Source organism: Paraburkholderia sp. CNPSo 3272 (genome assembly GCF_024206495.1).
Classification (GTDB): Bacteria; Pseudomonadota; Gammaproteobacteria; order Burkholderiales; family Burkholderiaceae; genus Paraburkholderia.
Map to the genome: position 1 here is coordinate 294502 of NZ_JAMBPQ010000002.1, position 22138 is coordinate 316639.

Below are 22138 nucleotides of genomic sequence, written 5' to 3' on the forward strand. Positions count from 1 at the left end.
CAGAGTGCTAACATCCACCGTGGAGTCGGTGTCTGACTTTTGCAAGATTCCTGAGGAGTTCGCTACGTGAGCAACGCAATGACCATGACCCTTCCGAGTACGCTGAGCCCGTCGTCGGCCAAGGCCGGGGGCTCATTGGCGCTCGCGAATGCTTCCCTGTTGCCCGGCCAGCTGGGCAACATCGACGCTTATATTCAGGCCGTGAACCGGATCCCGATGCTGACGCCGCAAGAAGAGCGTCAGTTCGCGACCGAGTTTCGCGAGCAAAACAATCTTGAAGGCGCGCGCCGCCTGGTGCTGTCGCACCTGCGCCTCGTGGTGTCGATCGCCCGTAATTATCTCGGCTACGGACTGCCGCACGCCGACCTGATTCAGGAAGGCAACATCGGCCTGATGAAGGCCGTGAAGCGCTTCGACCCCGAGCAGAACGTGCGCCTCGTGTCGTACGCGATGCATTGGATCAAGGCTGAGATCCACGAGTACATCCTGCGTAACTGGCGCATGGTGAAGGTCGCCACGACCAAGGCGCAGCGCAAGCTGTTCTTCAACCTGCGCAGCCACAAGCAGGGCCTGCAGTCGTTCACGCCGGAGGAAATCGAAGGCCTCGCGCAGGAACTGAACGTGAAGCGCGAAGAGGTCGTGGAGATGGAAACGCGCCTCTCGGGCGCCGATATCGCGCTCGAAGGCCAGACCGAAGACGGCGAAGAGTCGTTCGCCCCGATCGCCTGGCTGGCCGACTCGCACAGCGAGCCGAGCGCCGTGCTCGCTGCGCGTTCGCGCGACCGCCTGCAGTCGGACGGCATTGCGAGCGCGCTGGAAGCGCTCGACGCACGCAGCCGCCGTATCATCGAGGCGCGCTGGCTCAACGTGGACGACGACGGTTCGGGCGGCTCGACGCTGCACGAACTGGCGGACGAATTCGGCGTTTCGGCCGAGCGCATTCGCCAGATCGAGGCGAGCGCGATGAAGAAGATGCGCACCGCGCTGGCCGACTACGCGTAAGCCACCGCAGGGTCTCGACGCCATACAAAAAACCCCGTTCCAGCGAACGGGGTTTTTTCTTTTGCGCGCTGTACGCCAAGGAAAAACGCCGCGGCACCCTGCCGCGGCGTTTGTGTTTCCGGCGCTGCTAAATCGCAGCGGCGCTCAGCACACCGTATGCTGGTTGTCGGCGAATCGATTACGCCGGCTGGAGCGCCAGTTCGCGTGCATAGCGGCGCGCGGCGTCGCCTACCACGATGTGCAGCGTATCCGCCGAAGTCCATACCGTTTCGAGCGCGCCGAGTTTCTCGCGATCGACGGCTGCCGGGTCGCGCACGATCACGCGCAGGCGCGTGGCCGCTACGGCGTCGAGCGAGACGATGTTGGCAACGCCGCCAAACGCCGCTAGCCAGCGCGACGGATTCGGATCGAGCGGGCCGTGCGCGACATCCACGCTCGCGTCCGCCTGAGCAGCGTGCACGGCCTGAGCCGCAGGCTGTGCCGCGGGAGCCGCCCTGCCAGCCGCGGAACTGCCTCGTGCGATTTCACCGCGAATCTCATCGGCGATGATGTCCGCTTCCGGCCCGATGATGACCTGCACGCTTTCGCCGCCGCGCTTAAGCACGCCGCGCGCACCGATCGCCTTCAACGCCGGCTCGGAAACATGCGCCGGATCGGCCACGGTTAGACGCAGACGCGTCGTGCAGGCATCGACCACCTTGAGGTTGGCCGCGCCGCCCAGCGCCTCGATATAACGCGCAGCACGCGAGAGCGATGCGGCCGTTGCCGCGCCGCCAGCAGCCACTGCAACGCCCGACATCGACGAGGCGATTGCCGTATCGCCCGCCGAGGCTTCGCGGCCCGGCGTGGGCAGATTGAAGCGGCGGATGAAGAAGCGGAACAGCCCGTAGTACACCACCGCATAGACCACGCCGAGCGCAATTGCATACCAGCCGTGCGTGGAGAGCCCGTAGTTCAGCACGTAGTCGATCGCGCCCGCCGAGAAGGTAAAGCCGAGCTTGATGCCGAGCAGCGAGCAGATCGCGAGCGACAGGCCCGTGAGCACCGCGTGAATCGCGTAGAGCACAGGAGCGAGGAACATGAACGTGAACTCGATCGGCTCCGTCACGCCCGTGAGGAACGAGGTCAGCGCCATCGAAAACAGTAGGCCGCCCACCATCGCGCGCTTTTCTTTCGGGGCTTCGTGCAGCATCGCGAGGCAGGCTGCCGGCAGGCCGAACATCATCACCGGGAAGAAGCCGGCCATAAAGCTGCCCGCCGTGGGGTCGCCCGCGAAGAAGCGGTGCAGGTCGCCCGTGACGGCCGCGCCGCCGGCTGCCGGCGTGAACGAGCCGAACACGAACCACACGAGCGAGTTGAGGATGTGGTGCAGACCCGTGACGAGCAGGAGCCGGTTGAGCAAGCCGTACACGAAGGTGCCGATCGCGCCCGCCGTGGTGAGCCAGTGGCCGGCGGTGTCGATGACGCCCTGCACCGGTCCCCACACGTAGCCGAATACGATGCCCAGCACCAGACACGTGAGCCCCGTGACGATCGGCACGAAGCGTTTGCCACCGAAGAACGCAAGGAACTCGGGCAGCTTGATGTCCTTGAAGCGGTTGTACAGCATGCCCGCGACGACACCGGCCACCACGCCCGACAACACGCCCATGTTGAGCTTGTCGTTGATGTCTTTCATCACGGCGGTCTGGACCAGGTAGCCCAGTGCGCCCGCGAGGCCGGCAACGCCGTTATTGTCTTTCGCAAAGCCCACCGCGATGCCGATCGCAAACAGCAACGGCAGGTTGTCGAAGATCGCGCCGCCCGCGTCGGCGATGATCTTGATGTTGAGCATGTCGGCCTGGCCGAAGCGAAGCAGGATGCCGGCGACCGGCAGCACTGCGATGGGAAGCATCAGCGCGCGGCCGAGGCTTTGAATCTTGAGAAACGGATTGCCATCCATTGAACTGCCTCCAGTCTCTATCTCTTGCTTGACGTGTGTGGGTGAGAGAAGCCGGCGCGCGATCGCTGCGCACGCCGGCGTGTTTTAAGGATTACTTAGGGTGGGTGAAACAGAAACCATCAATCGAGCGGCCAGCTTTCGCGGCTTGCCGCACGCACGGCTTGCGCCGATTCGAGTGCGAGTGCGTTGCGCGCGCGCTCGCAACAGTCGTTGTAGTCGAGCTTGCGCACGCGCGCCTTGATCGACGGCACGGAAACCGGATCGACGGAAAGCTCCGTCACGCCGAGGCCGACGAGCAGCGGCACGGCGAGCGGATCGCCCGCCAGCGCACCGCACACGCCGACCCACTTGCCGTGCCGGTTCGCGCCTTCGACCGTCGCTGCCACGAGACGCAACACGGCCGGGTGCAGGCCGTCGGCCTGCGCCGCGAGGTCAGGCTGGCAACGGTCCATTGCGAGTGTGTACTGCGTGAGATCGTTGGTGCCGATCGAGAGGAAATCGGCGTGTCGCGCGAGCTGGTCCGCGAGCAGCGCTGCCGAGGGCACCTCGATCATCACGCCCACTTCGATCGGCTCCGTGCGGCCCGCTTCGCGTGCGAAGGTGTCGATGCGCTCGCGCAGGCGCACGAGTTCGCCCACGTCGGTCACCATCGGCAGCAGGATGCGCACCTTGCCCGCCGGCTTCACGGCAACGAGTCCGCGCAGCTGGTCGTCCAGCAGATCGGGCCGCACCTGCGCAAGGCGAATGCCGCGCAGACCCAGCGCCGGATTCGGCTCGGGCGGCAGCGTGAGATAGTCGACTTCCTTGTCCGCGCCCACGTCGAGCGTGCGAATGATCGCCGTGCGGCCCGCGAGCGCGTCCGTGATGGCCTGGTAGCTTTGAAGATGTTCTTCCACCGTCGGCGCGGCCTGGCGATGGATGAAGAGCAGCTCCGTGCGCAGCAGGCCCACGGCGTCCGCGCCGTTATCCACCGCCGTGCTGGCGTCTTCCAGCGTCGCGATGTTCGCGGCCACTTCCACCGCGTGGCCGTCCCGCGTGGCTGCAGCCTCGTGCGAAGTGCGGCGGTTCGCTTCGCGCACGCCGGCCAGACGCTGCTTTTCGCTGCGCGCGCGTTCGACGTCGAGCGCGCTCGGCGTGTACGCAAAGCGGCCGGCACCTGCATCGATGACGACTTCGGTGCCCTCGGGCACCGCATGCAGCGCGTCGCCGAGCGCGACGAGCGCCGGAATCCCGGCCTGGCGCGCGATGATCGAGGCGTGCGAGGTCGCGCCGCCGCGCGCCATCACGAGCGCCATGACGCGCTTGCGGTCGAGCGAGGCGAGATCGGAGGGCGTGAATTCGTCGGCGGCGAGCACGGCTTCTTCGGGCAGCGTGCGCGCGGCCGCGTTCGACAGACCGAGCGCGCGCAGCACGCGCTTTTCGAGGTCGCGCAAGTCGGCGGCGCGCTCCGCGAGCAGCGGATCGTCGACTTTGCCGAGCACCGCGATCTGCGCGCGGATTGCCTCGCGCCACGCGTAGCCCGCGCTCTTGCCGAGGCTGATCGCGTCGCGCGCGGCGTCGACGAGCGTCGGGTCTTCGAGCAGCACGCGGTGCATCGTGAAGATGCCCGCCTCGCCGATCGCGCCGCGCTGCGAAGCCGTGCGCACGCTCTGGTTCAGTTCGGCGTCCACTGCGGCGATGGCCTTGTCGAGCAGGCGGCTTTCCGCGGCCGACGGGCCGCTCGCGAGTTCGGGCGGCGTCAGTTCGGCTTCATCCCAGCGCACCAGCTTGCCGACCGCGACGCCCGGCGCCGCGCACACGCCCGCGAGCACACCCGGCTCGGCGGAGGACGCCACGGCGGCCGCGGCTTCCTGCATCACGGGCGCGGGCGACTGCTGCCGCGCCGGCGCTTCGCCGCCCTCGCCGGGCGCTTCGCGCAGCAGCTCGTTCGCTACGGCGTCCACGGCGCGTTGCGCCTCCAGGCCGATGCCGACGAGTTCGATGGTCGCGCCCTCGCCCGCGCCGAGGCCCAGCAGGCCGACGACGCTTTCGATAGCGGACTTCCGCTCGCCAAAGCGGACCTCGACGCGCGCGTCGATGCCGCGCACCGCTTCGCGCGCCCGCGCCGCGGGCCGCGCATGAAGGCCGCCCGCATGCGTGAGCGTCACGCTGCGGCGCACTTCGTTTGCGATCAATTCGTGGGCGGCCGCGATCTGTGCGCCGTCACGCACGCGCAGCACGAGCAGCGCGGACTTGCCCGCTTCGACGCGACCCGCGCCCGCGCGTTCGATCACTTCGAACGCATCCGAATTGGCGATGGCGACGACCGAAACGAGGCTCGGCGCATTGCACGCCACCACGTCGAGATCGAACTCGATCAACGTGTCGCCGAGCCGCACCTGCGCGCCCTGCGCGACCTTCGGCGCGAAGCCCTTGCCGTTCAGCTCGACGGTGTCGATGCCCACGTGCACGAGCACCTGCGCGCCTTCGGCCGTCTGCAGCGTGACAGCGTGGCCGGTGCGCGCGAGATGCACGACGATGCCGTCGCACGGTGCGACAACGCGGCCGACGAGCGGATCGACGCCGATGCCGTCGCCGAACAACCCTTCCGAGAACACCGGATCGGGCACCGACGCGAGCGGCACGACCGGCCCGGTGAGCGGAGAGACCAGTACGATGTGCCCCTCGACGCGAGTATGCGGATCCATCAGGCGAGACTCCTCGATGCGTTCCATTCGCTTTCCAATCTAGTGTGTTTCGGTGACTTTGTTCAGGTAACGCGGCTCGTCAGGATTGCGGCCGCGAGCGGCGGCAAGGCCCGCCGCCATCACGTAGAACGACAAAATGGCCGCAATGGGATCGAGCGCCGCATCCGCAGCCGTTTCGAGCGGCAGCGCCGCGCCGGCTACGTCGGCGGGCGCCGCCAGCAGCACGCGCGCACCGCGCCTTTCCATGTCGCGGGCGAACTCGATCAGACCCGCCTGCTCCGGCCCACGGGGGGCGAACACGAGCAGCGGGTAATCGCGGTCGATCAACTCCATCGGGCCATGGCGCACTTCGGCGCTCGAAAACGCTTCGGCCTGAATGCCCGAGGTTTCCTTGAGCTTGAGCGCAGCCTCCTGCGCAACGGCGAGGCCCGGACCGCGGCCGATAACAATCATCTGTTTCACGTCCCGCAATTCTTCGACGGCCTTCGACCAGTCGAGCGTACCCGCTCGATCGAGCGCGTCGGGCAGCGCGCGCACGGCGTCGAGGAACGCGGCGTCGCGCTGCCAGAAGCCGACGAGCTGCGCCGACATGGCGAGCATCGCGATATAGCTCTTGGTGGCCGCCACGCTCAGCTCTGGACCGGCGAGGAGCGGCAGCTCCGTGCCGGCGGCCTCGGCGAGCGGCGAGCCCGTGACGTTGACCATCGCCGCCGTCAGCGCGCCGGCTTCGCGCAGCGCCTTGATCGTCGCGACGAGGTCAGGACTCCTACCCGATTGGGAGAAAGCGAGGGCAAACTGGCCGCGCACACGTAAGGGCGCCTGCTGGAGCGTTGCGATCGACATCGGCAGCGTGGCCACCGGTACGCCGATGCGGCTCATGGTGAGCGCAGCGAAGTAGCTCGCCGCGTGGTCCGAACTGCCGCGCGCGACGGTGAGCGCAACGTGGCGCGGTTCGGCCTCCAGCGCGCGGGCGAGCGCCTCGACGCGCGAAGTGTCCGCGAGCTGCGCGGCGACGACGCTGGCCGAGGCCAGCGCTTCCTTAAGCATATTCGACAATCGATTCTCCTTCGACGTAGGTCGCGGTGAGCGCCAGCTCGCGATCGAACACGTTGACATCGGCCCAAGCGCCGCGCGCGAGGCGGCCACGGTCTTCGATGCCGAGGTAATCGGCGGCATAGCGCGACAGGCGCGCGGACACGTCCGCGATCGGCAGGCCGATCGAGACGAGGTTGCGCAGCGCCTGGTCCATGGTGAGGGTGCTGCCCGCGAGCGTGCCGTCGGCGAGACGCACGCCGCCAAGGCATTTCGTCACGTGCTGGCTGCCGAGGCGGTATTCGCCGTCGGGCATGCCGGTGGCCGAGGTGCTGTCGGTCACCACATACAGACGCGGAATGGCGCGCAGCGCGGCGCGGATCGCGCCGGGATGCACGTGCAGCAGGTCCGGAATGATCTCCGCGTACTCGGCATGCGCGAGCGCGGCGCCGACGACGCCCGGGTTGCGATGATGCAGCGGCGACATCGCGTTGAAGAGGTGCGTGAAGCCGCAGGCGCCGTGCTTGAGCGCGGCCACGGCGTCGTCGTAGGTCGCGAGCGAATGGCCGATCTGCACGCGCACGCCGCGCGCCGCCATCTCGCCGATGATCTCGATATGGCCCGCGATCTCCGGCGCCACGGTCACCACGCGAATCGGCGCGATCGAGAGGTACTTGAGCACTTCGTCGAGCACGGCCGAAACGGCGGCGTCGGGCTGCGCGCCGAGCTTGCCCGGATTGATGTACGGGCCTTCCAGATGCACGCCCAACACGCGCGCGCCGCCCGCCGTGCGGTTGCGCGTAACGTTGCCGAGGCCCGCGACCACGTTCATCAGTTCGTCGCGCGGGGCGGTCATGGTGGTGGCCAGCAGGCTCGTGGTGCCGTAGCGGGCGTGGGTACGCGCGATGGTTTCGATCGCGTCGCCGGCTTCCATCACGTCGGCTCCTCCGCCGCCGTGCACGTGCAGGTCGATGAAGCCCGGCAGAATGTAGGGCGCGTCGTTGTTCGCCGGATCGGTGGCCTCGCCCGTGATCGCGGTGATGCGTCCGTTCTCGAACGACAGCGTGCCGTGGATCCAGCCTTCAGGGGTGAGTATGTTTCCGCTCAGCATGAGAGTTTTCCGATGAGGCGCATCGAAGCGCGGTAGGACGTTTCGGTGACGTGCATGAGTGAGACTGCGGCGGCGGTCACTGGCGCAGCTCCGCAACGAAGTCGTAATAGCCGTCGCGACAATAGGTGTCGGTCAGCTCGATGGCGCGCTGATCGGCGGAAAAGCCCACGCGCGTGATGACGAGCAGCGCCGCGCGCGGCTCGACGCCCATCAGCGCGGCGATCTCGCCCGTCGCGTTGACCGCGCGAAAGTGCTGCAGGGCGCGTACCACGGGCACGCGACGCTGCTCCAGATACGCATACAGCGAGCCCTCGATGGCTTCCGGGTCCGGCACGATCGATACGGGCAGCGCCGAGTGCTCGACGGCCATCACAGTGCCGTCGGCGCGGCGCAGGCGGCGCAGGCTCGCGACCGAAGCGCCCGGCGAGAGGCCGAGCTGGACGATCTCCTCGCGGTGCGCGGGCCGTACCTCGCGCGCGAGCCACACCGAGTCGGGCGTGAAGCCGCGCTGCTCCATTTTCTTCGTGAAGCCCGTGAGGCGCGAAAGCGGGTCTTCCACGCGCGGCGTGATGAAGCTGCCCGCACCGCGTGCGCGCCGGATCAGTCCCTGCTCCACGAGCAGCTCGATCGCCTTGCGCGCTGTGATGCGCGATACGCCGATGGCGTCCGACAGCGTGCGCTCCGATGGCAGCGCCTCGCCGGCCGACCACACGCCGCAGTGAATCGCCGTGGCAAGGTTGCGCGCCAGCTGCAGATAGAGCGGCGTCACATTGCGCGCATCGGGCATCAGGGCAGACCAACGGGTTTCCATGGACTTGGCGCCAGCGGTTGGACGATCGTGGGGGGCCGGACGGGCATGCGGCGTGACAGTGCCGGTGGTGCAGATTGGTCCGGTGTGAAGGCGAGCCCATTATATAACCACAATAAGACCAGTCAACAGCTGCCAACGTGCCGCGGCATGTCTAAAAATATCTTTAAAAATCAAAGCATTGCACGAATACACAAGGCTCCAACGGGGTGCAATCGGGCATCAGGATTTACCCTGGAGCAGTTCCTTGGGCGTCGCAATGGGACCAGAGTGGCATCAACAGGTTGTCCGACATAGCCCACCGTAGTACCGCCGTAGGACCAAGACGCGACTCTTCGACTGGAAGCATCGCGCAGACCGCGATAGTGCACGCGCAATAAAAAAACGCCGTGGCGGTCGCCACGGCGTTCGGATTCTGGCGGCTTCCGCGTCGATTCGACGCAGGCAGCCGCTAGGCGGCGGTTCCTTAGAACGACGGAACCATCGAGCCCTTGAACTCGCTCTTGATGAACTGGCGCACGTCTTCCGACTGGTACGCGGCGACCAGCTTCTTCACCCACGGCTTGTCCTTGTCCTGGGCGCGAACGGCGATCAGATTCGCGTACGGGCTGTGGATGTCCTCGATGGCGATTGCGTCCCTGGTCGGCTGCAGGCCGGCCGCGAGCGCGTAGTTGGTGTTGATTACGGCGGCGTCCACGTCGCCGAGCGCGCGCGGAAGCTGCGCGGCGTCCAGTTCGACGAGCTTGATCTTCTTCGGATTTTCGGCGAGGTCGAGCGGCGTCGCGTTGTTGCCGTTGACGCCCGCGCCAGCGCGCAGCTTGATCAGGCCCTTGCTTTGCAGGAGCAGCAGCGCGCGGTTTTCGTTCGACGGGTCATTCGGCACGGCGACCTTCGCGCCTTGCGGCAGATCGTTCAGCGATTTGAGCTTCTTCGAATACACGCCGATGGGCGAGATATACGTGAGGCCCGCGTTCACGAGCTTGTAGCCGCGCTGCTTGATCTGGCTGTCGAGATATGGGCCAGTCTGGAAGCTGTTGGCGTCGAGCTCGCCAGCGTCGAGTGCGGCGTTCGGCTGGATGTAGTCGTTGAATTCGACGACCTTGACGTTCAGGCCTTCGCGCTTGGCGACCTTCTGGACGACGGCCCAGACCTGCGCGTCCGGACCCGAAACGGTGCCGACCTTGATGACCTGGTCGTCGGCGCGTGCGCCGAAGCTCGCTGCGAGCGTGGTGGCGGCGATGCCGGCGAGGAGTGCTTTAATCAGATTTCTGCGCTGCATGAAGAGGATGTTCCTGCGTGGTTTTGGTATTGCTCCGGTTCCGCGGCGTTGTGCGCCGTCTGCCGGACGATATAAATCGTCTCATATGGCACCGGTTGCGGGAAATAATGAATTCGCATACTGGTATGCCCGCGCGGCCCTGAGGCGTGCGGCGCGTGTTCGCCGTTCAAGGCGAACACGCAGCGTTCCCTAGTCGGGATTCGAACCGAGGAGGATCTTTAGATCGTGAAGCCAGGGCGTGACGCCCTGCCCGTCGCGCGCGAAGAGGCGCAGCTTGCCGGTCGTGTCGAACACATAGCTCGCGGCGGTGTGGTCCATCGTGTAGCTATCCGGCGTATTGCCGGGCACCTTCGCGTAGTACACGCGGAAATCCTTCGCCACCTGCTTGAGCTGGTCCTCGTTGGCCGGGCGCAGCCCAATGAAGGTCGGATTGAACGCGGCCGTGTACTGGCCCAGGATCTGCGGGGTGTCGCGCTCGGGATCGACGGTGACGAACAGCACCTGCACGCGCTTCGCCGCATCGGGCCCCAACTGCTGGAGCGCCTGCGAAAGCTCGGCCATGGTGGTCGGGCAAACGTCCGGACAGTGGGTGTAGCCGAAGAACAGCACGACCACCTTGTCCTTGAAGTCGGCGAGCGTGCGCGTCTTGCCGCTGGTGTCGGGCAGCGCGAAGTCCTTGCCGAACTGGGTATTGCCGGTGATGTCGAGGTTCGAGAACGCGGGCGGCTGCTGGCCGCAGCCCTCGAGTACCAGCGTGCCGCCGAGTGCGCCTGCAGCGGCAAGCGCGACGACCGTGGCGCGCACGAAGCGCGCAAGCGTGCGGTGGGCCATGTCGTTACGCCGCGATGAGCGCATGTACGTAATGGTCGACGAGCAGCGCCATGAACAGCAACGAGAGGTAGACGATCGAATAGCGGAAAGTCTTGCGCGCCAGTGCGTCGGAATACTCGACGTAGATCTTCCACGCGTAGGCGAGGAACACGGCGCCGAGCAGCACGGCCGAAGCCAGATACAGCACGCCGCTCATGCCCGAGATGTACGGCATCAGCGTGACCGCGAACAGGATCACGGTGTAGAGCAGGATGTGCAGACGCGTGTACTTCTCGCCGTGCGTGTTGGGCAGCATCGGCAGGCCGGCGTTTTCGTAGTCCTTGCGGCGGTAGAGCGCGAGAGCCCAGAAGTGCGGCGGCGTCCACACGAAAATGATCAGCACGAGAATCCAGGCGTCGGCGGGCACGTGGCCCGTCACGGCGGCCCAGCCGAGCGCAGGCGGCATGGCGCCGGAGGCGCCGCCGATCACGATGTTCTGCGGCGTGGCCGGCTTGAGCAGCAGCGTGTAAATGATCGCGTAGCCGATGAAAGTCGCGACCGTGAGCCACATGGTGAGCGGATTGGCGAACGTGTACAGCACCCACATGCCCAGGCCGCCGATGACCGCCGAGAAGATCAGGATCTGCGGGCTCGTGATCTCGCCGCGCGCCGAAGGACGCCAGGCAGTGCGACGCATGCGCGCATCGACCTTTTGCTCGACGAGACAGTTGATCGCGAAGGCCGCGCCGGCCGTGAGCCAGATGCCGACGGTGCCGCCGATCAGCTGCTTCCAGGGCACCATGCCCGGCACGGCGAGGAACATGCCGATGACGGCGCAAAACACGGCGAGTTGCGTGACGCGCGGCTTGGTGAGCGCGAGATATTGGGAAATCCGGCTACCGGGCGTCTGGGATAGGGTTGTACTTTCCATAGGGCGGGATCACACCGCAGCGGTGTCGCGCGCAGGGAGAACGGCGCGGCCGGGGCGGCTACAAGCAATTCGAAAGTTTAGCACGACGACCAAAAGCAGCAGGATCGCCGCGCCACCGTTGTGCGCCACTGCGACGGGCAGCGGCCACTGCAGCACGATGTTGGATAGCCCTGTCAGAAATTGGATAAAGATCACGATCATGATCCAGTTTGCAGGGCGTCGCAGCGAGGCATAGCGTCGCAACTTGAGGGCGAACCATAACAGATAAGCGATCACGACGAACGCGAACGTGCGGTGCGTCCAATGGATCGCGACGAGCGCGTCCTGCGTGATCACGTCGCCGTTGCCGTCCATGCCGAGCGCGCGCCAGAGGTGGAAGCCGTGATGGAAATCCATCGGCGGAATCCACGCGCCGTTGCAGGTCGGGAAGTCGGTGCAGGCGAGCACTGCGTAGTTCGTGCTCACCCAGCCGCCCAGCGCGATCTGCACGACGAGCAACAGGAGCGCCGCCAGCGCGGCCACGCGCCAGCGCCCGGCGTCGGGCTCGTACGCGGGCAGCGGCGTCATGCGTGCGGCGAGCCACGCGAGCGAGCCGAGCAGCGTGAGGCCGAGCAGGAGGTGCGTCGTGACGATGATGGGTTGCAATTTCATCGTCACCGTCCATGCGCCGAACACGCCCTGCACGAGGATCAGCCCGAGCAGCGCGGTGGGCCACCACGGCGACACATGCAGCGGCAGGCGCTTGATGCGCGCGCGCCAGGCGATCGCCATCTGCGCGATGATCAGGACACCGATCGCCATGGCGAAATAGCGGTGGATCATCTCGATCCACGCCTTCGTCATGCTCACGGGGCCGCTCGGCATGGCGAGATGCGCGGCGGCGATCTGCGCGTGCGCGATGAACGGCGATGACGTGCCGTAGCAGCCCGGCCAGTCAGGACAGCCGAGGCCCGAGTCGGTCAGGCGCGTAAAGCCGCCGAACATCACGAGGTCGAGCGTCATGAACGTCGTGAGCCACACGAGCTTGCGAAACTTGTTGTCGTCGGCCTTCACCCAGACCCACGAGAGCGGCAGCAACGCGACGCACAGGCCAATCAGGCCCAGCTCCAGGATAAACATCTCTCTTACTCTTCTCTGTCAGACTCGCGCTGCGCACCTTAACCGATGCGGGACCACTTGAGCAGTTTAGTGACGTCTTGTTTGATTTTCGACGGATCGGCATGCGCCGGGAATCGCATCATCAGGTTGCCGTTCGGATCGACCAGATAGATGTGGTCGGTGTCTGTCGTCGTCTGCGTTGCGGGCAGCCACGCGGCGACGGCGACCGGATCGGCGCGCAACACGCGCGTGTCCGCATAGGCGCCCTTCAATTTTCCGGCGACGCTCGCGTCGTCGGTGCGCAGCCAGACTGTGACGATGCGCTCGCGCTCCTGGCCCTGCGTCGCGCGCACCTGGCGCATGAAATAGAGCTTCGTGGCGCAGGCTTCGTCGCAGTCGCCGCCATTCACCGAGATCATCAGCCAGCGGCCCTTGAGCGAGGCGAGCGGCACCTCATGTCCGTCGTCGCCCGTCACCATGAGCGCGCCGGGAATGGGCCGCTGCGGCTCGATGAGCGTGCCATAGCTCGTCGTGCCGCCCTTCGGTTTGATCACGTAGTACGTGAAGTATGAAATCGCGATCGGCGCGCCGCAGATAAGCATGATGATGAGCAGCGTCCAGCGGCCACGCCGCCTCGCGTGCTGCTGCGCCGGCGGGGCGGCCGGCTTTGGGGCCTGTGCGGCCTGGGCGGAACGGGGGGATTGCGTCGACACTCTCGTGGAACCTCGCTTCTGTCGCTTCAGTTGTCCATGTGCTGCATGCGCAGCGCCATTGTCCGGATCATGTCGGGATCGAATCGATTCGTCCGACCGATCATCAGGCGTCCTTCGCGCTGCCTGCGTCTTGCCCTTCGGGCTCTTCGGCGCGCCGCCCGGCTTCGCCTTCGATGCGCGCATTTGTCGCAGCGCTTTTCGCGGCTTTACGCGCCGCAAACAGACCGAAACCGAGGGCCGCGAGCGCCATGCCCCACCACTGGAGCATGTAGCCGTAGTTGCGCTCGACATCGGTATCCGGCACCGGCCAGTCGCGCACGAGCCCGTCCTTGAAGGCCGGCGCGAAGCCGGTTTGCTGGATCACGAACGATTGCAGCGGCAACCCGGTTTCCGCTGCGTAGGAAGCGACGCCGAGATTCTGCCGTATCTTCTGATGCGCTGCAGAGCCACCCGCACCGAGTTCGAACGCACGCGAGGCGTTTGCGCGCGCTATGCCTTCGACGACGACCGGCCCAGGCGGCGTGACATAGGGCGCGATCGCGGTGCGGTCCGCGACGTTGCGCGGCAGCCAGCCGCGATTGACCAGCACGTAGCCGCCGCCTTCGAGTTTAAGCGGCATCACGACATAAAAACCCGGCTGGTCGTTATACGGACGATTGTCGAGATACACCACGCGCTCGGGCAGGAAGGTGCCCGTCGCGCGTACGCGATGGAACTCAATGTCCTTCAGGGCGAGCGGCGCGACACCCACCGGTTGCGGCGCAGACGATTCGTACTGCGAGATTTGCGCCTGCAGCGCCTCCTTCTGATGCGCGCGGTCGCGCTGCCAGAAGCCGAGCCGGATCGTCACGGCCATCACGATCAGGATCAGCAACGTGGGGACGAGCCGGATTTTCATTGGGCACGACCGATGCGTGAGATACCGGTGATCGTACCCCGCGCCACGCAGCGCGGTGCGATAATGAGACAGACGTTTTCAGGCATGCCAAATTCCGTGAACTTCATGCACATACTCGTCCCCGTCGCCTTCGCGCTGATCATCGCGAGCATGATCTCCGCGCTCTACTTCATGATGCACGACCGGGGCCGCACCAAGCGGATGGTCTGGTCGCTCGCCACGCGCGTGGGCCTTTCCATCTCGCTCTTTCTGTTCATCCTGTTCGCGCACTGGATGGGCTGGATCCAGTCCACCGGGATTCCCTACGGACGCTGAGCACCGCTGACCGTTACTGAACACCGCAGCGCAAACCGCATTCCGGAAAACACAAGGCGCCGCGCCGACGAGGTCGGGCGGCGCCTTGTTTCGTTCTCGTCTCGCGCGCCGCGGCGTGCGCGGCGCACCCCGCATCACAGCCAGTACACGACGACGTAGAGGCCGAGCCACACCACGTCGACGAAGTGCCAGTACCACGCCGCGCCTTCGAAGGCGAAGTGATGTTCCGCGGTGAAGTGGCCGCGAATGAGCCGGATCATCACGACGGTCAGCATCGTGCCGCCCAGGAACACGTGGAAGCCATGGAAGCCCGTGAGCAGGAAGAACGTCGAACCGTAGATGCCAGAAGCGAGCGTTAGATTCAGCTCGCCGTACGCGTGGATGTACTCGAACGCCTGCAGGAAGAGGAAGCACACGCCCAGCACGATCGTCGCGGCGAGCCACGCGATCGCCTTCGAGCGATGATTGTCGCGCAGCGCATGGTGCGAAACGGTGAGCGTCGCACCCGAGGAAAGCAGCAGCGCCGTGTTGATGGTCGGTACGGGCCACGGCGTCATCGAGCGGAAGTGCGACACGAGTGCCGCGGGGCCGTTGTTCGGCCACACCGCAGAGAAGTCCGGCCAGATGAGCTTGTAGTCGAGGCTGCCGAGTTCATGCAGGGCGATCGCACGCGCGTAGAAGAGCGCTCCGAAGAACGCGCCGAAGAACATCACTTCGGAGAAGATGAACCAGCTCATGCTCCAGCGGTACGACACGTCGACGCGCTTGCCGTACATGCCGCCCTCGGACTCGGCGATGGCATCGCCGAACCAGTGCCACAGCGTGAAGAGCAGCCACAGCAGGCCGACGAGCACGCCGATCGGCCCCCACGACTCGCCGTTGATCCACGAGGCGAGCGACCCGAGCATGACCACAAGCCCAATGGACGCGCTGATCGGATGCCGCGACGGGTGCGGTACGAAGTAGTACGGGCTATCGTTTTGGCCGCTCATGCCTGTTTCTCCAGTTTCCAGTTGCTCCGGACATCGCCGGCTGCATTTGTCCGAGTGTGTCCTCGTTGTTCACTGCTTCGCGCGCAGCGTTGCGCGCACTCGCTCATCCCACCACCGCGTGCACGATCAACAGCAGCACGACGATGAACAGCACCGCGCCGATGATGCCCGCGATGATCAACTGCACGGGGTGCAGGTTCGCGGCGTCGTCTTCGAGGTCGGCGCGTTTGCGCACGCCGAGAAAAGACCACGCCACCGCTTTCATCAACTGCAGGATGCCGCCCTTCTTCTTCGCCGGCCCCGCACCACCGCGTTCGTCGCTCATGCGCCTTTCGCCTCCTGGCATCGTTGACTTCGGCGCTGAAGCCTCACGCACCCGCCGATTGTTTCGGCGGCGGCGGCACGGCCGGCTTGTTCAGTTCGAAGAACGTGTACGACAGCGTGATCGTCTTCACGTCCTTCGGCAGCTTCGGGTCGATCACGAACACCACCGGCATGCGCTTCGTCTCGTTCGCCTTCAATACCTGCTGCGTGAAGCAGAAGCACTCGATCTTGCGGAAGTACTCCGTCGCCTGCTTCGGCGCGTAGCTCGGAATGGCCTGCGCGTCGATCGTGCGTCCTTCGTTGTTCGAAATGTCGTACATCACCGTCATGACTTCGCCGGGATGCACGTCGAGGCTCGTCTGCTCTGGCTTGAAGCCGAGCAGCCCGCGTGCGTTCGCGTCGAACTCGACGGAAATCGTGCGCGTCATGTCCACCTGCGTGTTGCGCGCCTCGCGCTCAGTGGCGTCGCGCTGCACCAGGTTGTTGATGCCGGTGACCTGGCAAATCGCGCGATACATCGGCACGAGCGCAAAGCCGAACCCGAACATCAGCAGCGCCACCACGACGAGCTTGATGAGCATCGACCGGTTGAACGCGCGATCACTTCCAGCTTGCGTGGACATCGAACTTCCTCGAACGATCTTCCGGCAAACGCTCTGCGCGTCAGTGGCCGGGGAAATACACCTGCTTGACGACGGCAGCCACAAAGAAACCGACTACGACAGCCAGCAAGATGAGGCCGAGCCGTAGATTGCCTGCGCGAATCTGCTCAGGCGTGCGCCTTTTTTGTGGATCCCGGGTCATGCGTTCAGCGCGGCTGGCCGCGGCTTCTCCTTGCATCGTGAATCGCCTCTCGTACGTGCCCCGATGAAGACTGCGTGAAGACCGCGGGCTTCGTTCGCGTCCGGCTGCGCACAGCCGGACGCCACAGACTCAACGGCTTACTCGACCGTCGGCGGATTCTCGAACGTGTGGAACGGCGCCGGGCTCGGCACGGTCCACTCGAGGCCCGTTGCGCCGTCCCACGGCTTGTCGCCGGCCTTTTCCAGCTCGCCCCCGCCGCGATACGCGGGCAGCGCGACAAAGAACAGGAAGTACACCTGAGAAAGCCCGAAGCCGAAGGCGCCGATCGTGATCACCTGGTTCCAGTCGGTGAACTGGGCCGGATAGTCGGCATAGCGCCGCGGCATGCCGGCCAGACCGACGAAGTGCATCGGCAGGAAGGCGAGGTTGAAGAAGATGAGCGAGCACCAGAAGTGGATCTTGCCGCGCGTCTCGTTGTACATCCAGCCGGTCCATTTTGGCGCCCAGTAGTACCACCCTGAGAACAACGCGAATAATGACCCCGCCACCAGCACGTAGTGGAAGTGCGCCACCACGAAGTAAGTGCCGTGATACTGGATGTCGAGCGGCGCCATGGCGAGCATCAGGCCCGAGAGACCGCCGAACGTGAACACGATCAGGAAGCCCACGGCCCACAGCATCGGCGTTTCGAACGAGAGCGAGCCGCGCCACATCGTGGCGACCCAGTTGAACACTTTCACGCCCGTCGGCACGGCGATCAGCATCGTCGCGTACATGAAGAAGAGCTGGCCCGTGACCGGCATGCCGGTGGCGAACATGTGGTGCGCCCAGACCATGAACGAGAGAATCGCGATCGACGCCGTGGCGTACACCATCGAGCTATAGCCGAACAGCGGCTTGCGCGAGAACGCCGGAATCACCTGCGAAACGATCCCGAACGCCGGCAAGATCATGATGTAGACCTCGGGGTGCCCGAAGAACCAGAAGATGTGCTGGTACATCACCGGGTCGCCGCCGCCGGCCGCGTTGAAGAAGCTCGTGCCGAAGTGGCGGTCGAACAGCAGCATCGTGATGGCGCCCGCGAGCACCGGCATCACGGCGATCAGCAGGTAGGCGGTGATGAGCCACGTCCAGACGAACATCGGCATCTTCATGAGCGTCATGCCGGGCGCGCGCAGGTTCAGAATCGTCACGACGATGTTGATGCCGCCCATGATCGACGAGGCGCCCATCATGTGCAGCGCAAAGATCGCGAAGTCCATGCCCGGGCCCATCTGCGTGGACAGCGGCGCGTAGAGCGTCCAGCCCGCGGCGGTCGCGCCGCCCGGCGAGAAGAACGAGCCGACCAGCAGGCACCCGGCGGCGGGCAGCAGCCAGAAGCTGAAGTTGTTCATGCGCGCGAACGCCATGTCAGAGGCGCCGATCTGCAGCGGAATCATCCAGTTCGCGAAGCCCACGAACGCCGGCATGATCGCGCCGAACACCATGATGAGACCGTGCATCGTGGTGAGCTGGTTGAAGAACTCGGGGCGCATGATCTGCATGCCCGGCTCGAACAGCTCCGCACGAATGGCGAGCGCCATGACGCCGCCCGAAAGGAACATCACGAACGAGAACAGCAGATACAGCGTTCCGATGTCCTTGTGGTTCGTCGCGAGCAGCCAGCGGCGCCAACCGTGGGGCGTGGCGTGCGCGTGGTCGCCGTGCACGTGACCGTGCCCGCCAGCTACATCGTGTCCGATGCTAGACATGTCTTATCTCCTGTCGGTCCGGAGTTGGCGCTTTGGCGCCAGACCCCAGCCCCATGCAATTGAAATGCTGAAGCGAATTGCTTTTGCGTCTCTTGCTGCTTGTTCTTATGGCGCGAGCCAGCTCAGGCCGCCGCGCTGATCTCCACCCGACGCGCTTCTTTCGCGTTCGCGCCGCCCGTGATCGTTTCCGGCTTCTTCAGAATGATGTGGTCTTCGGCAATGCCTGCCGCCTTCATCGCGTCGCGCACCGCTTGCGCCCGGTGCCTGGCGAGGTCGGCGTTCGTGCTGGCGTTGCCGCTCGAATCGGTGTAGCCCGACAGCGTGAACTTCGCGTCCGGGTGCGCCTTCGCGTAGTCGGCTGCCGCCTGGATGGCGTCCTTCGCGTCGGCGGGCAGCGTGCTCTTGCCCACTTCGAAGTACACGCTCGCCGGCAACGCGGCCGCGCTCGGCGCCGCTGCGCCCGACGCCTGATCCGCGCCGCTCGCGGGCGCCGCGCCACTCGCAGCGCTCGCCTCGGCCGCGCCGCTGGCTTCTTCCGCGCCGCTTGCCGCGGCCGCGCCGCTCGCGCCGCCCTCGCCCGCTGCCGCCGTCGTGCCGCCGCCCTCGGGCATTTTGCCGTTACGCGCGTCGGTCACCTGACGCGGTTGCAGAATGTCGCCGGTGTGATTGCCCCACGAGTTGCGCTCGAACGTGATGACCGAAGCGATCTCGACGTCGTTGAGCGTCGGCGCCCAAGAAGGCATGGCGTTCTTGCCGTGCAGGACGATGCTCACGTGCCCCGCGAGCGGACCTTGAACCACCTTGCTGCCGTCGAGCGCCGGGAATGCGCCCGCGCCCTTGCCGGTGGGCTGATGGCACACCGCGCAGTTCGAGTTGTAGACCTTCTCGCCGCGCTCCTTGAGTTCGGCCAGCGTGTAGGTCTTGTTCGGGTCGTCGTTGGCGGCGGCCATCTTCGCTTTTTGCGTATCGACCCACTTCGCGTAGTCGTCGTCGGAGAGCACCTCGACGACGACCGGCATGAACGCGTGTTCCTTGCCGCACAGTTCGGTACAGAAGCCGCGATAGGTGCCGACCTTGTCGGCTCTGAACCACGTGTCGCGCACGAAGCCCGGAATCGCATCCTGCTTCACGCCGAACGCGGGCACGTACCACGAGTGCACGACATCGTTGGCCGTGGTGATGATGCGGACTTTCTTGTTGACCGGCACGACGAGCGGATTGTCGACTTCCTGCAGGTACGTGTCGGTGATCGGCACGCGGTTGTTCACCTCGGAGCGCGGCGTGCTGAGCGTGGAGAGGAAGTTGATGCCCTCGCCCGGCCCCTTCACGTAGTCGTAGCCCCATTTCCACTGGTAGCCCGTGACCTTCACGGTGAGGTCGGCGTTGGAGGTGTCCTTCATCGCGACGACGGCCTTGGTGGCGGGCAGCGCCATCAGCACGACGATGACGAACGGCACCACCGTCCAGATGATTTCGACCGTGGTGCTCTCATGAAAATGAGCGGCCTTGTGGCCCTTCGATCTACGGTGCGCGTAGATCGAATAGAACATGACGCCGAACACGCCGACGAAAATCACGACGCACAAGAGCAGCATCATCATGTGGAGGCTGTAAAGCTCTTCGGCGATGCGCGTGACGGGCGGCTGGAAATTGATCTCGTTCACCGCAGGGCCGCCTGGGCTGTCTCCGACTGCGAGTGCCGCGCCGGCGACGAGGAATCCGCTGCACGCCAGCACGCCCTGGAGGGCTCGCTTGATTGTTTTCATAGCTTCCTTACCCATAATTTCCATTCAAACCCTCGACCCCGCAGGAAGGTTTTGCAACCAGGGCGCCCCCTGGGACGCTCTCGCCGCCAACCGGCGAACTCACGCGCCGCGCATCAAGACGCGCGCGCGAGCCAGGCACGCAGTTCCCGCGCGAACTGCGCACGCCGATATTGCGGCAGATGCAACCCGACAGCGACCGCCTGACCGCGGGACACGAGACGCACCGGGTCGCGTGGGGTCGCGCCCGGCTCGACCCGGACCCAGCGGGGATTGAATTCGAACTGCGTGAGCACGTCGGCGCTCATCTGTTCGATCACCAGCCGGTTCGGATAAAGCCTGATACGTTCGTAATCGACAGCATGGCGCGCATAGATGACAAAAGCGGCGCCTACTACCAACAGATCGATACCGGTAAACGGCAAAACCAGCCAGGCGCCGTGGATCAACAACAGAACGGCGATCGCGATGGAAACCAGCGCCAGCGAAACATAGAAGAACACGAATTGCCTGGGCGAAACCGAACAGTTGCGCTTCATGGTCCAGTCTTTCAGGACCGGTTCCGGACTCGCCAGCAGATCAGACGCCTGCATCGCTCGCTTCCCCACTTGCAACCTCGTCAGACTATCGCCGCGTCGCGCCTCGCACAACTACGGGAACATCTGGACTTGCCACAATGGATTTTGGGGACCCTTCCCTGCAGCAAACTGACGCATTATAGGCGCGATCCCCAGCCCTCACAAGCAACGCATAACCGCCCGCAAACCCATACCAGACGGGCATTTCAGCGATTTTTCAAGTATTTCCTCAGGGCTTTTCCGGCGCTAATTTCAGGCATAACGGAAGCCCCCTTACCACGTTACCGATTCCTTGCAGGACCCCGGCCGATGTCCTCGATGCGCACGATGCCATGGCCTTCGGCGGTCGTGCGCGGCACGGCCTTCCACGCGTGCCCGTAGATGATCTCGAAGGTCAGCGGGATCGTGCCCGCGTGCGGTCCGTCCGTGCAGCGGCGCGCCTCGAGTGCAGCCACGAGCGCACGGTGCAGGCGCCGCGCGGTGCCGCCGTTCTCACCCGCTCCATCGCCCTTGCGCTCGAACGGATATGCGCCCCAGCGGCGCACGTCGGCGAGCAGCTTCTCCGGCGTCTTGTAGGTGATGGTGAGCGTTTCCTGGTCCATCACCGGAATCTCGAAACCGTTCTCGACGAGCATGTCGCCCAGATCGTGCATGTCGACGAAATCGATGACGTGCGCGCGCGTGGGTACGCCGTGCGCAGCTTCGACTTCGGCGAATGCGCCGCGCAGTTCCTTGAGCGTGTCGGGCCCGAGCGTGCTGAACATGAGCAGGCCGCCCACCTTAAGCACGCGCTGCCACTCGCCGAACACGAGATCGGGGCGCGGATGCCAATGCAGTGCGAGATTCGACCACAGCAGTTCGAACGCGCCGTGCGCGAACGGCAGTTCGGCGAAGTCGGCCTGCGCAACCCGCGGACCGCGCGAGCCGAGCGCGCGTCCAACCGATGCAGGCAGAAAACGCCGCCAGCTCGTGTCGGGGGCGTCGTGCTCGCGGGCACGGCGCAGCATGGCGAGGGATAGATCGGTGCCGAACACGGGCGCTTCGGGAAAGCGCTCGCGCAAGCTGGGCAGGTCGTCGCCCTGGCCGCACGCGATGTCGAGCACGGCCGCAGGTTTCACCTTGATGTACTCGAGGCGCTCGCGCATGCGTTGCGCGATTTCACGTGGCAGGAAGGCGACGTCGTCGAAAGTCGCCGCGCGGCGATCGAAGATGCGCCGAAGGTGCCGGGTTTCATAGTCCGGACGGCCAGTTCTTGCGGGAGACAGGGACATGTCGGTCGTATTGGCGAAGTCTGCGAAGT

21 protein-coding genes are annotated in these 22138 nt (G+C 65.4%); 2 read left to right on the top strand and 19 right to left on the bottom strand.

The window, feature by feature from the left end:
• Window positions 1-66 precede the first annotated feature (66 nt).
• Window positions 67-1002 (top strand): RNA polymerase sigma factor RpoH, encoded by a 936-nt coding sequence (gene rpoH, locus M3I53_RS03685; RefSeq protein WP_254314606.1) that lies wholly within the window; start codon window positions 67-69, stop codon window positions 1000-1002.
• 178 nt (window positions 1003-1180) lie between these two features.
• Here the strand turns inward: rpoH and nagE are convergent, their stop codons facing one another.
• The 11 genes from nagE to M3I53_RS03740 all read right to left on the bottom strand — a co-directional run bounded on the left by nagE (window position 1181) and on the right by M3I53_RS03740 (window position 14311).
• Window positions 1181-2944 (bottom strand): N-acetylglucosamine-specific PTS transporter subunit IIBC, encoded by a 1764-nt coding sequence (nagE, locus tag M3I53_RS03690; RefSeq protein ID WP_254314607.1) that lies wholly within the window; start codon window positions 2942-2944, stop codon window positions 1181-1183.
• 119 nt (window positions 2945-3063) lie between these two features.
• On the bottom strand, window positions 3064-5658 hold the full coding sequence (ptsP, locus tag M3I53_RS03695; RefSeq protein WP_254314608.1) for a phosphoenolpyruvate--protein phosphotransferase: 2595 nt from the start codon (window positions 5656-5658) through the stop codon (window positions 3064-3066).
• A 12-nt stretch (window positions 5659-5670) separates the two neighbouring features.
• Entirely contained in the window at window positions 5671-6678 is a 1008-nt protein-coding gene (locus M3I53_RS03700; RefSeq protein WP_254314730.1) for an SIS domain-containing protein, read from the bottom strand.
• Window positions 6671-7774, bottom strand: a complete 1104-nt coding sequence (nagA, locus tag M3I53_RS03705; RefSeq protein WP_254314609.1) for an N-acetylglucosamine-6-phosphate deacetylase — start codon at window positions 7772-7774, stop codon at window positions 6671-6673. Before nagA ends, M3I53_RS03700 begins: the two co-directional genes overlap by 8 nt.
• A gap of 76 nt (window positions 7775-7850) precedes the next feature.
• On the bottom strand, window positions 7851-8585 hold the full coding sequence (locus M3I53_RS03710) for a GntR family transcriptional regulator (RefSeq protein WP_133185305.1): 735 nt from the start codon (window positions 8583-8585) through the stop codon (window positions 7851-7853).
• Window positions 8586-9048: 463 nt separating this feature from the next.
• Entirely contained in the window at window positions 9049-9861 is an 813-nt protein-coding gene (locus M3I53_RS03715) for a MetQ/NlpA family ABC transporter substrate-binding protein (RefSeq protein ID WP_254314610.1), read from the bottom strand.
• Between the two features lie 189 nt (window positions 9862-10050).
• The gene (locus tag M3I53_RS03720; protein ID WP_254314611.1) at window positions 10051-10692 is read right to left on the bottom strand and encodes an SCO family protein; all 642 of its coding nucleotides are present in this window, start codon (window positions 10690-10692) and stop codon (window positions 10051-10053) included.
• A gap of 4 nt (window positions 10693-10696) precedes the next feature.
• The gene (cyoE, locus tag M3I53_RS03725; protein ID WP_254314612.1) at window positions 10697-11602 is read right to left on the bottom strand and encodes a heme o synthase; all 906 of its coding nucleotides are present in this window, start codon (window positions 11600-11602) and stop codon (window positions 10697-10699) included.
• 9 nt (window positions 11603-11611) lie between these two features.
• Complete coding sequence (locus M3I53_RS03730) at window positions 11612-12721, bottom strand: heme A synthase (RefSeq protein ID WP_254314613.1); 1110 nt, start codon at window positions 12719-12721, stop codon at window positions 11612-11614.
• 38 nt (window positions 12722-12759) lie between these two features.
• Window positions 12760-13413 carry a cytochrome C oxidase subunit I gene (locus tag M3I53_RS03735; RefSeq protein ID WP_254314614.1) on the bottom strand — a complete coding sequence of 218 codons (654 nt, stop codon included), beginning with the start codon at window positions 13411-13413 and terminating at the stop codon, window positions 12760-12762.
• A gap of 103 nt (window positions 13414-13516) precedes the next feature.
• Window positions 13517-14311 (bottom strand): SURF1 family protein, encoded by a 795-nt coding sequence (locus tag M3I53_RS03740; protein WP_254314615.1) that lies wholly within the window; start codon window positions 14309-14311, stop codon window positions 13517-13519.
• Between the two features lie 105 nt (window positions 14312-14416).
• On the opposite strand from M3I53_RS03740, the gene M3I53_RS03745 reads away from it, so the two are divergent.
• The gene (locus M3I53_RS03745) at window positions 14417-14626 is read left to right on the top strand and encodes a twin transmembrane helix small protein (protein WP_028201826.1); all 210 of its coding nucleotides are present in this window, start codon (window positions 14417-14419) and stop codon (window positions 14624-14626) included.
• Window positions 14627-14760: 134 nt separating this feature from the next.
• Here the strand turns inward: M3I53_RS03745 and M3I53_RS03750 are convergent, their stop codons facing one another.
• The 8 genes from M3I53_RS03750 to M3I53_RS03785 form a co-directional block, all read right to left on the bottom strand.
• Window positions 14761-15618, bottom strand: a complete 858-nt coding sequence (locus tag M3I53_RS03750) for a cytochrome c oxidase subunit 3 (RefSeq protein ID WP_254314616.1) — start codon at window positions 15616-15618, stop codon at window positions 14761-14763.
• 103 nt (window positions 15619-15721) lie between these two features.
• A complete protein-coding gene (locus M3I53_RS03755) occupies window positions 15722-15943 on the bottom strand; it encodes a DUF2970 domain-containing protein (protein ID WP_254314617.1) in 222 nt (73 codons plus the stop codon).
• 43 nt (window positions 15944-15986) lie between these two features.
• Window positions 15987-16565 (bottom strand): cytochrome c oxidase assembly protein, encoded by a 579-nt coding sequence (locus tag M3I53_RS03760; protein WP_254314618.1) that lies wholly within the window; start codon window positions 16563-16565, stop codon window positions 15987-15989.
• Between the two features lie 40 nt (window positions 16566-16605).
• Window positions 16606-16746, bottom strand: a complete 141-nt coding sequence (locus tag M3I53_RS03765; RefSeq protein WP_208867222.1) for a cytochrome oxidase small assembly protein — start codon at window positions 16744-16746, stop codon at window positions 16606-16608.
• 137 nt (window positions 16747-16883) lie between these two features.
• Window positions 16884-18497: a cytochrome c oxidase subunit I gene (gene ctaD, locus M3I53_RS03770; protein ID WP_028201823.1), complete on the bottom strand. Its 1614-nt coding sequence runs from the start codon at window positions 18495-18497 to the stop codon at window positions 16884-16886.
• Between the two features lie 122 nt (window positions 18498-18619).
• Window positions 18620-20287 (bottom strand): cytochrome c oxidase subunit II, encoded by a 1668-nt coding sequence (gene coxB / locus M3I53_RS03775; protein ID WP_254314619.1) that lies wholly within the window; start codon window positions 20285-20287, stop codon window positions 18620-18622.
• 89 nt (window positions 20288-20376) lie between these two features.
• A complete protein-coding gene (locus M3I53_RS03780) occupies window positions 20377-20853 on the bottom strand; it encodes a DUF2244 domain-containing protein (RefSeq protein WP_254314731.1) in 477 nt (158 codons plus the stop codon).
• Between the two features lie 266 nt (window positions 20854-21119).
• Window positions 21120-22109: a methyltransferase domain-containing protein gene (locus tag M3I53_RS03785; protein ID WP_254314620.1), complete on the bottom strand. Its 990-nt coding sequence runs from the start codon at window positions 22107-22109 to the stop codon at window positions 21120-21122.
• Window positions 22110-22138: the final 29 nt, after the last annotated feature.

Excerpts from the sequence above, each read along its gene's own strand:
- nagE (WP_254314607.1), bottom strand. The coding sequence starts at position 2,944 with ATGGATGGCAATCCGTTTCTCAAGATTCAAAGCCTCGGCCGCGCGCTG.
- ptsP (WP_254314608.1), bottom strand. The coding sequence starts at position 5,658 with ATGGAACGCATCGAGGAGTCTCGCCTGATGGATCCGCATACTCGCGTC.
- M3I53_RS03700 (WP_254314730.1), bottom strand. The coding sequence starts at position 6,678 with ATGCTTAAGGAAGCGCTGGCCTCGGCCAGCGTCGTCGCCGCGCAGCTC.
- nagA (WP_254314609.1), bottom strand. The coding sequence starts at position 7,774 with ATGCTGAGCGGAAACATACTCACCCCTGAAGGCTGGATCCACGGCACG.
- M3I53_RS03710 (WP_133185305.1), bottom strand. The coding sequence starts at position 8,585 with ATGGAAACCCGTTGGTCTGCCCTGATGCCCGATGCGCGCAATGTGACG.
- M3I53_RS03715 (WP_254314610.1), bottom strand. The coding sequence starts at position 9,861 with ATGCAGCGCAGAAATCTGATTAAAGCACTCCTCGCCGGCATCGCCGCC.
- M3I53_RS03720 (WP_254314611.1), bottom strand. The coding sequence starts at position 10,692 with ATGGCCCACCGCACGCTTGCGCGCTTCGTGCGCGCCACGGTCGTCGCG.
- cyoE (WP_254314612.1), bottom strand. The coding sequence starts at position 11,602 with ATGGAAAGTACAACCCTATCCCAGACGCCCGGTAGCCGGATTTCCCAA.
- M3I53_RS03730 (WP_254314613.1), bottom strand. The coding sequence starts at position 12,721 with ATGTTTATCCTGGAGCTGGGCCTGATTGGCCTGTGCGTCGCGTTGCTG.
- M3I53_RS03740 (WP_254314615.1), bottom strand. The coding sequence starts at position 14,311 with ATGAAAATCCGGCTCGTCCCCACGTTGCTGATCCTGATCGTGATGGCC.
- M3I53_RS03745 (WP_028201826.1), top strand. The coding sequence starts at position 14,417 with ATGCACATACTCGTCCCCGTCGCCTTCGCGCTGATCATCGCGAGCATG.
- M3I53_RS03750 (WP_254314616.1), bottom strand. The coding sequence starts at position 15,618 with ATGAGCGGCCAAAACGATAGCCCGTACTACTTCGTACCGCACCCGTCG.
- M3I53_RS03755 (WP_254314617.1), bottom strand. The coding sequence starts at position 15,943 with ATGAGCGACGAACGCGGTGGTGCGGGGCCGGCGAAGAAGAAGGGCGGC.
- M3I53_RS03760 (WP_254314618.1), bottom strand. The coding sequence starts at position 16,565 with ATGTCCACGCAAGCTGGAAGTGATCGCGCGTTCAACCGGTCGATGCTC.
- M3I53_RS03765 (WP_208867222.1), bottom strand. The coding sequence starts at position 16,746 with ATGACCCGGGATCCACAAAAAAGGCGCACGCCTGAGCAGATTCGCGCA.
- ctaD (WP_028201823.1), bottom strand. The coding sequence starts at position 18,497 with ATGTCTAGCATCGGACACGATGTAGCTGGCGGGCACGGTCACGTGCAC.
- coxB (WP_254314619.1), bottom strand. The coding sequence starts at position 20,287 with ATGGAAATTATGGGTAAGGAAGCTATGAAAACAATCAAGCGAGCCCTC.
- M3I53_RS03780 (WP_254314731.1), bottom strand. The coding sequence starts at position 20,853 with ATGCAGGCGTCTGATCTGCTGGCGAGTCCGGAACCGGTCCTGAAAGAC.
- M3I53_RS03785 (WP_254314620.1), bottom strand. The coding sequence starts at position 22,109 with ATGTCCCTGTCTCCCGCAAGAACTGGCCGTCCGGACTATGAAACCCGG.